This window comes from Anabaena azotica SJ-1, from assembly GCF_047275885.1.
GTDB lineage: Bacteria > Cyanobacteriota > Cyanobacteriia > Cyanobacteriales > Nostocaceae > Trichormus_B > Trichormus_B azotica_A.
The window spans coordinates 2,527,512-2,541,882 of record NZ_CP178454.1 but is presented as its reverse complement, the minus strand read 5'-3'; the positions used below and the strand labels follow the sequence as shown (position 1 = coordinate 2,541,882).

General features: G+C 39.6%; 13 protein-coding genes. 8 read left to right on the top strand and 5 right to left on the bottom strand.

The window, feature by feature from the left end:
• The first annotated feature begins 74 nt into the window (after positions 1–74).
• The 4 genes from ACLLO5_RS11185 to ACLLO5_RS11170 all read left to right on the top strand — a co-directional run bounded on the left by ACLLO5_RS11185 (position 75) and on the right by ACLLO5_RS11170 (position 3,387).
• The gene (locus ACLLO5_RS11185; protein WP_413175510.1) at positions 75–518 is read left to right on the top strand and encodes a transposase family protein; all 444 of its coding nucleotides are present in this window, start codon (positions 75–77) and stop codon (positions 516–518) included.
• A 201-nt stretch (positions 519–719) separates the two neighbouring features.
• Positions 720–1,748, top strand: a complete 1,029-nt coding sequence (locus tag ACLLO5_RS11180; RefSeq protein WP_413175509.1) for a ComEA family DNA-binding protein — start codon at positions 720–722, stop codon at positions 1,746–1,748.
• Between the two features lie 180 nt (positions 1,749–1,928).
• A complete protein-coding gene (locus ACLLO5_RS11175) occupies positions 1,929–2,363 on the top strand; it encodes a ferritin-like domain-containing protein (RefSeq protein WP_413175508.1) in 435 nt (144 codons plus the stop codon).
• 76 nt (positions 2,364–2,439) lie between these two features.
• Positions 2,440–3,387 (top strand): FTR1 family iron permease, encoded by a 948-nt coding sequence (locus ACLLO5_RS11170; RefSeq protein WP_413175507.1) that lies wholly within the window; start codon positions 2,440–2,442, stop codon positions 3,385–3,387.
• Positions 3,388–3,486: 99 nt separating this feature from the next.
• Here the strand turns inward: ACLLO5_RS11170 and ACLLO5_RS11165 are convergent, their stop codons facing one another.
• Entirely contained in the window at positions 3,487–4,356 is an 870-nt protein-coding gene (locus tag ACLLO5_RS11165) for an ABC transporter substrate-binding protein (protein WP_413175506.1), read from the bottom strand.
• Between the two features lie 85 nt (positions 4,357–4,441).
• The gene (locus ACLLO5_RS11160) at positions 4,442–5,026 is read right to left on the bottom strand and encodes a molybdenum cofactor guanylyltransferase (RefSeq protein WP_413175505.1); all 585 of its coding nucleotides are present in this window, start codon (positions 5,024–5,026) and stop codon (positions 4,442–4,444) included.
• Between the two features lie 336 nt (positions 5,027–5,362).
• Between ACLLO5_RS11160 and ACLLO5_RS11155 the strand changes: the two genes are divergently transcribed.
• Positions 5,363–5,719 carry a tetratricopeptide repeat protein gene (locus ACLLO5_RS11155; RefSeq protein WP_413175504.1) on the top strand — a complete coding sequence of 119 codons (357 nt, stop codon included), beginning with the start codon at positions 5,363–5,365 and terminating at the stop codon, positions 5,717–5,719.
• A 113-nt stretch (positions 5,720–5,832) separates the two neighbouring features.
• Here ACLLO5_RS11155 and ACLLO5_RS11150 read toward each other — a convergent pair whose 3' ends face one another.
• Both ACLLO5_RS11150 and ACLLO5_RS11145 read right to left on the bottom strand, forming a co-directional pair.
• Positions 5,833–7,890 carry a thioredoxin domain-containing protein gene (locus ACLLO5_RS11150; RefSeq protein WP_413175503.1) on the bottom strand — a complete coding sequence of 686 codons (2,058 nt, stop codon included), beginning with the start codon at positions 7,888–7,890 and terminating at the stop codon, positions 5,833–5,835.
• Positions 7,891–8,078: 188 nt separating this feature from the next.
• Complete coding sequence (locus tag ACLLO5_RS11145) at positions 8,079–8,234, bottom strand: hypothetical protein (protein ID WP_413175502.1); 156 nt, start codon at positions 8,232–8,234, stop codon at positions 8,079–8,081.
• 732 nt (positions 8,235–8,966) lie between these two features.
• Here ACLLO5_RS11145 and clpP point away from each other — a divergent pair.
• Entirely contained in the window at positions 8,967–9,572 is a 606-nt protein-coding gene (clpP, locus tag ACLLO5_RS11140) for an ATP-dependent Clp endopeptidase proteolytic subunit ClpP (protein ID WP_413175501.1), read from the top strand.
• A gap of 156 nt (positions 9,573–9,728) precedes the next feature.
• Here clpP and ACLLO5_RS11135 read toward each other — a convergent pair whose 3' ends face one another.
• Positions 9,729–10,547, bottom strand: coding sequence for a hypothetical protein (locus tag ACLLO5_RS11135; protein ID WP_413176071.1), 819 nt, complete (start codon positions 10,545–10,547; stop codon positions 9,729–9,731).
• 739 nt (positions 10,548–11,286) lie between these two features.
• Between ACLLO5_RS11135 and ACLLO5_RS11130 the strand changes: the two genes are divergently transcribed.
• Both ACLLO5_RS11130 and ACLLO5_RS11125 read left to right on the top strand, forming a co-directional pair.
• A complete protein-coding gene (locus ACLLO5_RS11130) occupies positions 11,287–13,641 on the top strand; it encodes a ribonuclease R family protein (protein ID WP_413175500.1) in 2,355 nt (784 codons plus the stop codon).
• A 21-nt stretch (positions 13,642–13,662) separates the two neighbouring features.
• Complete coding sequence (locus tag ACLLO5_RS11125; protein WP_413175499.1) at positions 13,663–14,283, top strand: flavin prenyltransferase UbiX; 621 nt, start codon at positions 13,663–13,665, stop codon at positions 14,281–14,283.
• Positions 14,284–14,371 lie beyond the last annotated feature (88 nt).

Below are 14,371 nucleotides of genomic sequence, written 5' to 3'. Positions count from 1 at the left end.
TATAAGCAAATATTAATTGGGCATACTTATAGTAATTTAAACCAGGGTGTTCATTCCTAAGAAAAAAGGTGAAGATGGAAGAAAATTTAAGCAATTTACTAAACTTACCAGGAGTAACAGTAGAATCTTGGCATTATTCAGACAGTTCAGTTAGTTTTAATTTGAGCATTATCGTCTCAGGAATTCACTGTCCCCATTGCCGTAAATATACAGCAGAATTACATCAAGTTAGACCTATTTTAGTTAGAGATTTACCCACTTTTGGTAAACAAGTTTACTTGAATTTACCACGTCGTCAGTTTTATTGTCGATTTTGTCAACGTTATGTCACAGAACAACTTGAATTTATTAATTGGCGCAGAAAGTACACAAAAAGATACGAAGAAATGATTTACTATCTAGTTCATAATTCCAGTATTGAACAAGTTAGTAAACAAGAAGACCTCAGTAGTGAACAAGTGAAGAATATTGTTAATCACCTTAGACACCAGGAAAAGACTAACATGGCTTTTAGTTAAGTTTCAATGCTATAAATTTAGGGCATTAATTAGGGTATTAATTTTAAAAAATAATTAAATTATACTCGATGTTCAAGAAAATAGTTGATAAATACTTGCATTTATGATAAATACCTATAAATGACTACTGTAAATATTTATCAGTTTTTTGACTGACGTACCAGAAACAAATTTTACTCAATTCCCAATCCTGGAGAAAAAATGATCAAATCCCGGTACATATTTTTGTCTATTGCTGCTTGTTTCATTGTTTCTCTAAGTTCTTGTAGTGGAGAAACACCATCAGCGGACATTAAATCAACATCAAGTCCAGCAATAGTTACAGAAACTACCACCCACGATGGTCACGGTAGTAAAGCCAAAATTAATATTAATAGTGCTATTTTGTCAGAATTGGATAAATTTGAAGCTAAACTAGGTGTTCCAGCCTTATCTAACAAAATTCAAGCTAGTCGTCCTTATGCCTCTCCAGAAGATTTAGTTGCCAAAAAAGTAATTACTCAGCAACAGTTTGACCAAATTAAAGATATGGTAACTGTAGAGGAAGTGGTTCTGTCAGGAGAAGCTAAAGATGTTGACTACATGACAAAATTGGGATTAATGAAGGGTCATCTTTTAGTAGCAAAAGAACTCCTAGAACAGAATCAGCCGAAACAAGCTGAACCTCATATTGGACACCCAGTTGAGGAGATTTATGTTGATGTTGAAGAACAACTCAATGAGCGCAAGGTCAAGGAATTTAAAACCAATTTGGTGAGTTTGACTAACTTAGTCAAGTCTAATCCTAAAGATGCCAAAATTAAAACTAATTTTACTACCTCGATGGCAGATTTGGATGGTGCGATCGCAGCCTTACCAGCTGAACAACGCTCAAAACCAGAATTTGTACTACAGGTAATCAACGGGTTGTTAGATTCAGCTAACGCCGAATATGGCGCAGCTGTAGCCAGTGGCAAGATTAGCGCCCCAATAGAATATCAGGATTCTCGCGGCTTTGTAATCTACTCCCATGAACTATATAAAACCATCTCCAGCCCAATGTTACAAGCGCATCCTGAAGCGCACAAAGCTATAGACACTACTTTAACTGAACTATTAAAAGTTTGGCCAGCTGCTATCCCACCCGCACAAGCAGTTAAAACTCCTGATGATGTTACCAAACTAGTGAAAACTATAGAGGAAAACACTCAAAAAGTATTGGAAAAAACTAATACTAAAGCACAAATTTAGTATTTATTCACCCTTGGAAACACAGAATAACAAGTTTAAAATGAGTGAGAAGAGACGAAACAGTTAGAAGTTAAGAGTCAGGATAGTTTAATTTTTCAATACATAAGAAAAGTGTAGCTTCTAACTCATAACTGATAACTAATCAATCTTCATTTGTAATTTTGCTTATCTTAACAACTGATGCAAGAACTCGACCACCAAAAAACAATTGACATACTCAACTCCATCATGGAATTTGAACTAGCTGGGGTAGTCCGCTACACCCATTATTCATTGATGGTAACTGGTCCAAACCGCATCCCAATTGTAGCTTTTTTCAAAGCCCAAGCTAGTGAATCCCTGCTTCATGCTCAACAAGTAGGAGAAATTCTCACAGGTTTAGAGGGACATCCTACACTGAGAATCGCCCCAATGGAAGAAACTTTCAAACATACAGTTAAGGATATCTTGACAGAAAGTTTATCCCATGAAAAGAAAGCACTAGATATGTACAAAAGTCTTCTAGAAACAGTTACTGATGCCAGCATCTATCTAGAAGAATTTGCTCGCGGCATGATTGGACAAGAAGAGATGCACAATCTCGAGCTGAAAAAAATGTTACGCGATTTTAGCTAATATTTCCAAGTTATTGGTCACTAGTTCAAGGACTAATGACCAATGACTAATGACCAATGATCAATGACTAATAACTATGAACTTTAGTACCGCCTTACCTACTTTTGTAATTACCCTGCGAGAAGGAGTAGAAGCAGCCCTTGTAGTAGGTATTGTCCTAGCTTTGTTAAAAAAAGCTAAACAATCCCGACTCAATTTTTGGGTATACGCTGGTGTTGCTGTTGGTATCTTCGTCAGTGCTTTGATAGGTGTTTTATTCACTTGGCTAATTAAAATACTCGGCTCAATTAATCCTCAATACACTTCTGTAGTTGAACCAATTTTAGAAGGGGTATTTAGTTTATTAGCAATAGTCATGCTCAGTTGGATGCTGATCTGGATGACGAAACAAGCCAGATTTATGAAAGCACAAGTTGAAGGAGCAGTTACAGAAGCATTAACACAAAATTCAAATGCTGGCTGGGGAGTGTTTAGTTTAGTTTTAGTAGCCGTTATCCGAGAAGGATTTGAAACGGTTTTATTTGTAGCCGCAAATTTTCAACAAGGTTTATTACCCAGTTTAGGTGCAATTGGTGGTTTAGGAGTAGCAGCAGCAATGGGTGTCTTATTATTTAAATGGGGTGTAAAAATTAATATTCGCCAATTCTTCCAAGTAATGGGCATTTTATTAGTTTTAATTGTGGCTGGTTTAGTAGTTTCAGCTTTACAAAGTTTTGATGTAGCTACAGCTAATCTTGCCCTGAGCAGTCGCTCCTCAGAAAATCTTTGTTTCTATTATGAACACTTTACCAAAGTTCACTCTTGCATCTTAGGTCCAATAGTTTGGAATACTTCCAAAATATTACCTGATGAGCAGTTCCCTGGAATTATTCTTAGGTCTTTATTTGGTTACAGAGATAAACTTTATATAGTGCAAGCAGTAGGATATTTGGGGTTTTTATTAAGCATTGGTGGGTTGTATTTCCGTAGCATTATGGGTGGAAAAAGTCAAAATCAGAAACGCTTTCCTCTGGTTCAAAAATAAAAATATTTTGTTGTGCAAACCAAAGAAAAGCGGAAAAGTATTGTATGATTTTTAAAAAATCAAAGCTGACTCATGATTCTTGTAATTATGACATTTTATTCAAAATACTTTCTTCAACTCCTGACAAGCTTTTTCAATGGCATTTAGACTACCTGGGTTTACAAGTCCATAATAATCAAACACATAAACTCGATTGTTTTTAGTGGCTTTTAATTGCTGCCAAAAAGCTTCTTTTTTCAAAGAATTTAATAGATTTGGTTCAGCATTCACAATAATTAAAACATCTGGATTTGCTTCTAAAACTTTTTCAGCAGAAAGTGTCACATATCCACCAATGGGACTATTACCTTGTAATTCTGAAGCTATATTTTTCGCTCCAAATTTGGAAATTAAATCTCCAGCCCAACTATATTTATTAGGTGTTAGAATTGGTTGACGACTTACCAGAATTAAAGTAGAAATATTTTGCTTTTGATTAGCAGGTAAAAAGTTTTTGTAACGATTTAATAATGGCTGGGGATCTACATCTATTTTTTTAGCAAGTGTTTTAGTTAATTCTTCTAAAGATTCCCAGCTATTTACTTTCGTGGATAAAGTCGGTATTTTTAATTGCTGAAGTTTTTGCAAAGGTACATTAGAAAATCCTGTTGCACCAATTACTAAATCTGGTTTTAAAGAAACAATTTTTTCTAAATTTGGCGCATTTTGTCCCTCACTAATACGAGGAATATCTTGCAATCTTGACTCATTTTTAAATAAATAGCTACCAGGAATTCCTACCAGTTTTGTTTGATCAAGTTGAGAGATAATGTCAGCAGCAAGAGATGAAAGTGCGACAACTCTTTTGGCTGATGTTTGTTGTTCTGTAATGATATTTGATTTTGTTGGTGATGTTTGAGTTTTGGCTGTGCTACAGGAGCATAAGAGGAGAGTTAAGAGGAGTGCTATCACAGATGATTTCCAGCGCATAATTATTTTTTCAACGCAGAGTAACGCGGAGGTAACGCAGAGGTTTTTGGAGGTGAAGAGGAGAGGGGTGTATTTTTATTATGGCTTAATTAGCTAAAATTTGCTGTAAATCTTCTGGGGTATTACAGTTAAATAGCATATCTGGTTCTGATAATGGTAAATGTGCAACTGGATATGGCTTTAGCCACTTTTGAAATGAGCGTCCCCCTTGGTTTATAAAATCTAATAATAAAGGCAAGGATTGACTGCGATAAAAACCGCACAGAGGTTCCCACCCTTCAGTATTTTTTACTAAACAGGCAATATTTTCTGCTGCTACATTATCTAGTCTATTTACCCAATCTTGTAACACTTCTATTCGCAAGTTGGGTAAGTCGCAAGCTAATAATAATACCCATTCTGTTTTTACTTTGTCTAGTGCTTGTGCAAAGCCTACTAGTGGTCCTTGTGTTTGAAGTGAGTTCTCTTGTATAAATTCACATTTAGGTAAGTGTAAGTGTTGATATCTTTCTGTCCAAGGTGTGACTATATATATGGTATCTGTACAACTTTGAGCGACAGTACAAACTTTTTCCAATAAGGGTATACCCTGAATAGGAATTAAGGCTTTATCCTCTCCCATGCGAGAACTTTTACCACCTGCTAGGACTATGGTGCTTAATGTAGTCATAGGAACAAAATATTTTTTGCTACGTCTTCTCACGAATCTGTTGTCACTATCATACTGTCACAATATATAGATTTGTAGCAAATTAGTTACCAGATTATTTCAGTGAATGATAAAGCATATATTGTCCGGATTTAGAGCTTTAACTCCAGGGTACATCCTGAAAATCCTTAAATGCTGGACATCCTGATTCTGATTAAAAAAATACAGGTAATTATTATGACTGTACAGTAAACATCAAATCTTTACATTAACAAGTATATAATTTACACTTATTTTGCGGATATTTACAATGAAAAATGTATTATTTATTATCCAACATGAAAATATCTAACTGCCATGTCTAATCATAATCAAGTAGTTGCTAAAGATACCAAAAGTTTAGCAGCTATCAATAATATAGGGTTCATTAAATATGAACAGGGTGATAAAGAAACAGCGATTCAACAATGGCAACAAGCTATAAAAATTAATAGTCAATCTGCGGAAGCTACCTTTGCTTTAGCTGTGGCTTTATATGTTACAGGTCAACAACAACAGGCTTATCAGTTAGCAGAAAAAGCATTAATGTTAGACAAAAATTTTGCTGATTTCTATTGTATGAAAAAGCATTTATGGGGTCAAAGCATAATGACAGATGCTCAGAAATTTCTATCTACTTCCCAGATGCGAACCTTGTTATCAAAGTTGCGTTAATATTCACAAGTAAGTACCTGGGCAAAATTAATTAAACAAAAGATTAGAAAACAGGGAAAAGGTAATCAGGAATCAAAAGATCCCAATTTATTACCTTTCCCTTTCACTTGCTATTAACCTCTGTTTTGACTGCGCTGTACTTGTTCTAACAAATGTTCTACACTTTCTGGTGCGGGAAGACATTTCAACCCTTGACAAACCAAACCCACAGTTCCTTCTGGTAAATCTGATACCGCTGCAAAAACTGTTGTTGATAGATATTTAGGCATCAATGACTTTATTTGATCAGTGGTGCTACGGATCAAAGTAGAATTACGATACCAGTCTAAGGCAGTAAATAAACTGGGACAAGCTTGGGGAGATTCACTCATTACACCTTTAAAGGCTTTTAATCCAGCTTCAGCTAAATCAAGATAATGTAGATTATCAGTCAGCAAAGACAGACGCACTAAATTAGCGATCGCAATCCCATTGGCTGAAGGTGTAGCATTATCTAGATAACTACGCTCCCGCACAATTAAATCTTGACTATTATCCTTAGATGTGTTAAAATAACCCCCTAATTCAACACTCCAGAGAAATTCATTAAATTCTTCTTGGAGAGCAACAGCTTTTTCCAACCAATCAGCATTATCAACAGCCGCTTGGTGTAAATCCAGCAATGCTTTAATAAAAAAAGCGTAATCTTCAGATTGAGCCAAAACCGTCGCTTCACCTTCATAATTCAGTCGGTGAAAACGTCCATCTATAAATTGATGATCCCAAATAAACTTAGTCGCTTGTGCTGCTAACTCCAGATAACTTGGTTGTTGGAAAACCTCAGCCGCCCTAGCCAAACCAGAAATCATCAAGCTATTCCAGGCTACAATCATCTTAGTATCAGTCACAGCCGGTATACGACCAGGCCATTTAGTAGTTTTCGCCTCCTGATTATCTCGCGCTGGGGGGAAAGTTGGCAGAGAATTAGGTTCAGCACCATAACGCACAACAAACAACTTACTCAAAGCAATTTCTAGAGTTTGACTCAGTTCACTAGGATGCAGTCTTTGCAAAACATTGTTACCTTCAAAATTCCCATGAGGAGTGACAGTAAACTGCTGTTGTAATTCCCTTAACTCTTCAGTTGTTAGCAGTTCTTGTAATTCCCTGTAACTCCAGACATAAAAAGCACCTTCCTCCGGTTCTGCATCTGTGGAATGAATGAAGCTATCCGCATCTTGAGCAGCATAAAAATAACCAGTTGGTGCAGTCATTTCCCGTTGTAACCATTGTACAGTTCCAGCGATCGCCCTTTCAAAAGCCGATTCTTGAATTCCCTCACTCCACAAATCAGCCAGATACTCGACAATCTGACCATTATCGTAAAGCATCTTTTCAAAATGGGGGACTGTCCAAGTTGGGTCAACAGTGTAGCGATGAAAACCACCAGCTATATGGTCATAAATCCCACCCAAAGCTAAATCCAGTCCTCGTTGTCTACAAACCTGTTGTCCATCATACCGGGATGGAAAATGAAACCGAGTTCCCCGCAAAGCGAACTCACAATAGGGGATCATCGGAAAACTATTACCAACCTGCTTAGGATTGATAATTCTCGTGCAGGTTTCCCAACCTTTTTGTAATAACTGATGATCTTCAACCTCCTGACTCGCACCGTTTTGTAATACCGCAGATGTCAGCAAAGCCTCAACAATTACCGCCTTCCGTTGGCGTAACTCCTCTTTTTCCGTATCGTAGTAATTGCGTAAAGCTTGTAAAACCTGCAAAAATCCCGGACGACCATAGCGGGGATCAACTGGGAAATAAGTTCCAGCGTAAAACGGCACCAAATCATCTGGAGACAGAAAAGCATTGAGAGGCCAACCCCCTTGACCACTCATGATTTGCAAACTCTGCATATAGATACTATCCAGGTCTGGTCGTTCTTCTCGGTCTACCTTGATAGGGAGAAAATTAGCATTCATATATTGGGCAATTTCCAAATTAGAAAACGCCTCCCCTTCCATCACCGTACACCAGTGACAACTAGAGTAGCCAATAGAGAGAAAAATCGGTTTATTTTGCGCCCTTGCAGTTTCCAATGCTTCATCACACCAAGGCCACCAATCAATCGGGTTTTCAGCGTGTTTGCGAAGATAAAGGCTTCTCGTTTCAGCAAGGCGATTAGTCATAATTACAGTTTCCCACCCTTCACTGTCAGTCTAGCGTTTCCACAGTGTACACAGTTAACTGTTTCTTTGCTGTCCGTAGATTATTGGTAATGGGTAATTGGTAATTAATTGGTAATTGGGAAGAAAAAATAAACTCTTGCCTTTTGCCTCTTGCCTCTTGCCTTCTTTCTGTCACCTGTCACCTGATGTCATTTAAACCAGCGTACTGTTGAACCCAGGACAGGTGCTGGCATTTCTGATACAGGTGATACCGACTTTTGACGAATTTGATGACTAGTATTTAGTCCGGCGATTAAGTGCAGCAAAAAAGTGATTAAAGCAGCTTGCATAAGTCTTTCCAGCATAGTACTTCTCTCTGTTAATCAATAAGATTTCAAGTAAAACTGGTTATTCTAAATACACCTCATACTCCCGATTTACCGGATTTGCAAAATATGTCCGGATAATTAACCAGAAAAAAAAATAACCTGTGAAAAAAGTTACTAATACCTGAAAAAGAATTTCAACTAAGCTATAGTTGCCAAATACAGGCAAGCCAAGTTATACCTGATTTCGATTGTGGATTGATTTCAAGGACAAATCCGGGAGCTTGAACCATCAAATATTGGTCAATATTTAAGGACTTGTGTAGAAAGGTGAGAATAGGACTTAATCTGGCGTTGATTAACCATTCGTTTAACCCTTTTTTCACATCACCATAGTTACTTAGACTGCAATTCGCCTCAAAAAGTGCCGGTAAAAAAAATTTTGATTTGAAATATCTGATTTTAAACTTTTCCCACGGATGAATCTGCTTGCTAAGAACCGATATGCAGCAGAATTCAGGAGTCAGGAGTCAGGAGTCAGGAGTCAGGAGTCAGAATTCAGGAGTATGGCTAACGCCACGCTTCGCTATCAGGAGTTCAGGAGTCAGGAGTCAGGAGTCAGAAGAAAGAAGAAGGAATTAATCTTTCCCCCCTGCTCCCCTGCTCCCCTACACCTTATATTGCACACTCCACACGGTTCTTTTTACTCCTAATTCCCAACTAGCAACTTGCGTTAGATAGAATAAATGACAAATAGCTACAAACACGCTCATGATTCCTATCGTTATTGAACAATCGGGTCGAGGTGAACGCGCCTTTGATATCTACTCACGGCTGTTACGTGAGCGCATTATCTTTTTGGGACAACAGGTGGATAGCGGTCTAGCTAACTTGATTGTTGCCCAATTGTTGTTTTTAGATGCTGAAGACCCGGAGAAAGACATTTATATGTATATCAATTCTCCTGGTGGTTCAGTGACGGCGGGGATGGGCATTTTTGACACCATGAAAAATATTCGCCCTGATGTCTGTACCATTTGTACCGGACTGGCAGCGAGTATGGGGGCTTTCCTTCTTAGTGCTGGAACTAAAGGCAAGCGGATGAGTTTGCCGCATTCACGAATTATGATTCACCAACCTTTAGGTGGCGCACAAGGACAAGCGACTGATATTGAAATCCAGGCGCGGGAAATTTTATACCACAAGCGCAAGCTGAATGGTTATTTAGCCGAACACACAGGTCAGCCACTTGAGCGTATTGCTGAAGATACAGAACGTGACTTCTTCATGTCTCCAGAAGAAGCCAGAGAATACGGCTTAATTGACCAAGTAATTGACCGTCACGCCGCCGGTAGCCGTCCAATGGTTGTAGTTTAGGTGACAGGGGACAGGGAACAGGTGACAGTAAGAAGGGAAGAGGTAAGAGGTAAAAGTTCTTTAATTTTGACTTTTGACTGTTAATTTTCCTACCCTGCTTCCTCATCTTCCCTGTTCCCTATTCCCTATCACTGTCACCTGTCACCTGTCACCTTCTTAAAATCCAGCTATGGGATCAGGTTGGGATTTGAGGTAGTTGAGAAAATCCAGTAATTCTTCTTCGCTAAGTAAAGAACGCCCTAACTTACCATAGGTTTTTTTAAGATGTTCTCTTCCTTGTTCTTTTGTCCAGCTTAAACGCTCTATCTGCACGTCCGTTTGGGCAATGACATCGGATAAATTTACTGGTTCGTTTTTTTTGTTCCTTTTGGCGATCGCTGACTGTGAGCTAATATCCTGGGTAGGAGAATAACTGCGTGGTGTAAATGGTGTGACGTTGCTTGCACTAATTGACGGTAAAGGTTGGGGTTCAGGTTCTGGACTAGATAACATCTCTATTTCGGGTGCTGAAGTATAAAGTTCTTGATCTCTGGTATTAGTTCCAGAAAAACTTTGACTTAAGACTGGGTTATAGGTATCTCTGGTTGTGTTGTTGTTCTGTCTAATTGCGGGGGGTGGAGTTGTTTCTGTGTTACTAGTTAGTGACCATTGACTACTGACAACTTCACTTGATGCAGAGACAGATTCATTTAATATACTTGTAGTATTTACGGCAGGGTTTACTTGACCTGAAGAAATAGGTTTTGGCGAAAATGGCACTGTTTCCCCGGTATTAGTAATCCCCAAAACCATTAGCGCCCGATTTCTGGCTTGGTCTTCGGCAGCTTCTACAGTTTCTGCTGCTGACATACCAGTAGCACGGGTGACACCTTCAATTTGTACACTAACTCGAACGATATATTTGCCTTGAAAAATCTGTACCAATTCGGAAATAATGCTGCCGTTGGTATACAAGCTCTGGAATTGAGCCAACATCATACTGCCACCAATCTAAATCTGTTTAACTTTATTTGTACTTGATAGGACTTCCTGGTACTTTTCGCGCTATGATCATCTGTCACGATTGTAGCAGCAGTAAATTGTTGCATAATCATAAGCATCAATTTTAGCTACTGCTGACTCACTCAGGGTGTTCTTCCTTTCAATGCTATACTAATTACCCAAATCAATATCTAGAAGTATTTTCTGGAAGTGCGCTCTAAATCTACAATAATAAAGATAAGGTTCGCCCTCATTGCTTGTTAAGCTGCTTACCTGATTGTTACCGATTCTACAGATGGGAAAATTGGGTTTATCGGCAGTTTCTCCTAGTTAAAACTCAGATTCTCATGGCGTAAAATTACCTGAAATCTAAACAATCGAACACCTGTTTCTTGCCTTGTGTAGGAGTTTGTAGGTGAAATGGAGAGTTCTATAAACCAAATCTCTCAAAAACCACGAGCAACATTACTAGGTAGAAATCGAGTATCAGGAGTGCTGTGTAAGATTGGTTAGGTGAAGAAAGTTGAACCCAGGTGAATTCTGAGAGTGTCGTGCAGTGAGAAGTCCGAGCAGAGGGTTCCTCTGATAGGAACTTCGGCAGCCTTGCCTTCTCTACGAGACGCTATGCAAACGGGTAATTCGTTGGCAACAGGTGTCTGTAGGCTGTGAGGATATACAGGGAAGAACCAGATTACACGAAAAATGATGTTTTGACCAAAGGTCGGTTCACTGCATGGAATTTTCAATCGCTACACTCCTTGCCAATTTTACTGATGATAAATTGGTAGCTCGGAAGGTTTTGGAAAAAAAACTGGGTTGTGAGGATGAAGACAGTTTAGAAAAACTTCACATTGCTTTGGAGGTGCTAGAAAAAACTGGGCTGTTAGTAAAAGAACGTGGTAAGTATCGTCGTGTATCAGAAGAGGGGCTAATTGAAGCTAAACTCCGCTGTTCTAGTAAGGGGTTTTGCTTTGCAATTCAGGATGTGGAAGGCTCTGAGGATATTTACATCCGGGAAAGTCATCTTAGTAATGCCTGGAATGGCGATCGCGTTTTGGTCAGAGTCCTAAAAGAAGGTAGTCGTCGGCGTTCTCCTGAAGGTGAAGTGAAGTTGATTCTGGAGCGTTCCAATCACACTTTACTGGCACGGATTAAGCAAGTAGAAGGGGGTTTCCGTGCTGTTCCTTTAGATGATCGTCTGCTGTTTGAATTGAAATTGTTAACAAACGGCATGAAATTAGAAGAAGCTATCGACCACCTGGCTCATGTAGAAGTTCTGCGTTATCCTTTAGCTCAGTATCCACCTCTGGGGCGGGTGGTACAAATACTGGGTAGTGATGCAGAAGCTGCTGCTGATATAGATTTGGTAACTTGTAAACACGATTTATCTCGGAATTTTTCGGAAAACGTATTGGATACAGCCGCCAAGTTGCCCAAAAAGTTACTGAAAGCAGATTTGAAAGATCGCGTAGATTTACGTAGCTTGTTTACTCTGACCATAGAAGGGGTGAACGGTGATGATAGGGTAATAGAAAATGCTTTGAGCTTGGAAAAAAATCCCAGTGGTCCATGGCGGTTGATTGTCCATGTCACTGATTTATCTCACTATATTCAGGCTGATGAGATATTAGACCGAGAAGCACTCAAGCGGGGGAGATCAGTATATCTCGGAGAATTAATTCTGCCGATGTTACCTGATGCTGTAGGAGAACGTTGTTCTTTGATACCAGGTAGCGATCGCCTCTGTCTCTCTTTTGTGATTGCTATTGATCCCCAGTCGGGAGAAGTGTTGGAATGGGAAATTCAACCCAGTGTGATTAATGTCGATCAGGCCATCAGCAAACAACAAGTACAAGCAATTCTCACAGGTGAATCCACAAAAGCATCTGCCCAAAGTATCGAGATATTACAGAACCTAGCAACTTTGGCTCAAGCAGCTAAACAAGCTCGGTTGTCTCGCGGTAGCTTACAATTGAATCTACCACCTAGCCAAAATCCTTACCATGATGAGGGGATCATGGGGGCTGTGGTACTGAATGACTCACCAGTGCGATCGCTGATCACAGAGTATGTACTGTTAATCAATGAACTGATGGCAGATCACCTCAGCGCCTTGGGAGTTCCCGCTATTTGGCGAGTTCAAGGGACACCCGATCCTGAAGATGTTCAGGAAATGCTGAAATTAGCCATTAATTTAGGTGTGGAGTTAACACTCGATCCAGAGTTGGAAATTCAACCTCTAGATTATCAACACTTAACTAGAGCTTTTACTGAATCCCCATCAGAACAAGTCCTCACCTACTTGTTACAAGATACTCTCAAGCCATCTGTATACAGCACTACCAAAGGTACACACTTTGGTTTAGCTTTGCCACAGTACCTTCACTTTAGTTCTCCCTTACGGCGTTATCCAGATTTATTAATGCAAAGGGTGTATCATGCTCTACTGGAATATGGACGCGATCGCCGCAATACCCGTGTTAAAGAGCGTGTTAACTTGCGTCACTCTGCTTCCCATCTGGAAATTAACTGGAATGTTCTTCCTCCAGAACTCCAACAAGAACTGCAAAGCGATTTAACCAGAGTGCTTGTTCAAATTAATGACAGAGAAAAAGAAGTTCAAGAAGCTGAAGCTGATTTAGCTGGACTGCAAAAAGCCCAACTGATGAAACAGCGAATCGGTCAAGTCTTTCCCGGTGTCATTACTGGGGTTCAATCCTACGGCTTCTTTGTCGAAATTGAAGTTCCCGCCACTGAGTTAGAAATCGGTTCCAAGCTAAGTACACCTCTACGGGTAGAAGGACTGGTTCACGTCAGTTCCCTCAAAGATGACTGGTATGAATACCGCGCTCGACAGCAAGCCCTGTTTGGCCGCAAAAATCGTGCTTCCTATCGACTAGGCGATCGCGTAGCTGTACAAGTCAAAAGTGTCGATTACTATCGCCAGCAAATTGATTTAGTCACAGTTGGTGCTGATGGTGTAGCCAAAGGCTTAGGAGTGGGAGCAGGAAATCAAGATACATCAGATTCTTACTTGGAAGATCAGACAGACTCTCTTGATTTAGATTTATACGATGAGGATGAGTAAATTTCCCAGATAATTAATTCCGTGTCAACTAGCCCAAAACCACTTATCTTAGGTATATCAGGCGCATCTGGTCTGATTTATGCCGTTCGCGCTCTAAAATTTCTTTTAGCAGCAGAGTATACAATTGAACTCGTTGCTTCCAAATCAACTTACATGGTTTGGCAGGCCGAGCAAGATATTCGTATGCCAGCAGACCCCGAAGCACAAGAGAAATTTTGGCGACAGCAAGCCGGAGTTCCCCTACTTGGTAAACTCCGCTGTCATCCTTGGAGTGATGTTGGTGCTGGCATCGCTAGTGGTTCTTTTAAAACTCTGGGGATGATCATCATGCCATGCAGCATGAGTACAGTGGCCAAACTAGCCGTAGGGATGAGTTCCGACTTGTTAGAAAGAGCAGCAGATGTCCAAATTAAAGAAGGACGTAAGCTGGTTATCGTCCCCAGAGAAACTCCTTTTAGCCTGATTCACCTACGGAACTTAACAACCTTAGCAGAAACAGGAGTGAGAGTAGTTCCCGCTATTCCGGCTTGGTATCACAACCCTCAAACCATCGAAGATTTAGTTGATTTTGTCATTGCTCGTGCTTTAGATCAGCTAGATATTGACTGTATACCTATTCAACGTTGGCAAGGTCATCTTTAAATCAGTTATCAGTGGAAGAAGGCAAAAGGCAAGAGGCAAGAATTGATTGATTTTCCCCTGCCCAATGCCCTATTCCCTATTCCCTAAC

Bases quoted from the DNA above. Each gene is read 5' to 3' on its own strand.
- ACLLO5_RS11185 (WP_413175510.1), top strand. From the start codon at position 75: ATGGAAGAAAATTTAAGCAATTTACTAAACTTACCAGGAGTAACAGTA.
- ACLLO5_RS11180 (WP_413175509.1), top strand. From the start codon at position 720: ATGATCAAATCCCGGTACATATTTTTGTCTATTGCTGCTTGTTTCATT.
- ACLLO5_RS11175 (WP_413175508.1), top strand. From the start codon at position 1,929: ATGCAAGAACTCGACCACCAAAAAACAATTGACATACTCAACTCCATC.
- ACLLO5_RS11170 (WP_413175507.1), top strand. From the start codon at position 2,440: ATGAACTTTAGTACCGCCTTACCTACTTTTGTAATTACCCTGCGAGAA.
- ACLLO5_RS11165 (WP_413175506.1), bottom strand. From the start codon at position 4,356: ATGCGCTGGAAATCATCTGTGATAGCACTCCTCTTAACTCTCCTCTTA.
- ACLLO5_RS11160 (WP_413175505.1), bottom strand. From the start codon at position 5,026: ATGACTACATTAAGCACCATAGTCCTAGCAGGTGGTAAAAGTTCTCGC.
- ACLLO5_RS11155 (WP_413175504.1), top strand. From the start codon at position 5,363: ATGTCTAATCATAATCAAGTAGTTGCTAAAGATACCAAAAGTTTAGCA.
- ACLLO5_RS11150 (WP_413175503.1), bottom strand. From the start codon at position 7,890: ATGACTAATCGCCTTGCTGAAACGAGAAGCCTTTATCTTCGCAAACAC.
- ACLLO5_RS11145 (WP_413175502.1), bottom strand. From the start codon at position 8,234: ATGCTGGAAAGACTTATGCAAGCTGCTTTAATCACTTTTTTGCTGCAC.
- clpP (WP_413175501.1), top strand. From the start codon at position 8,967: ATGATTCCTATCGTTATTGAACAATCGGGTCGAGGTGAACGCGCCTTT.
- ACLLO5_RS11135 (WP_413176071.1), bottom strand. From the start codon at position 10,547: ATGTTGGCTCAATTCCAGAGCTTGTATACCAACGGCAGCATTATTTCC.
- ACLLO5_RS11130 (WP_413175500.1), top strand. From the start codon at position 11,287: ATGGAATTTTCAATCGCTACACTCCTTGCCAATTTTACTGATGATAAA.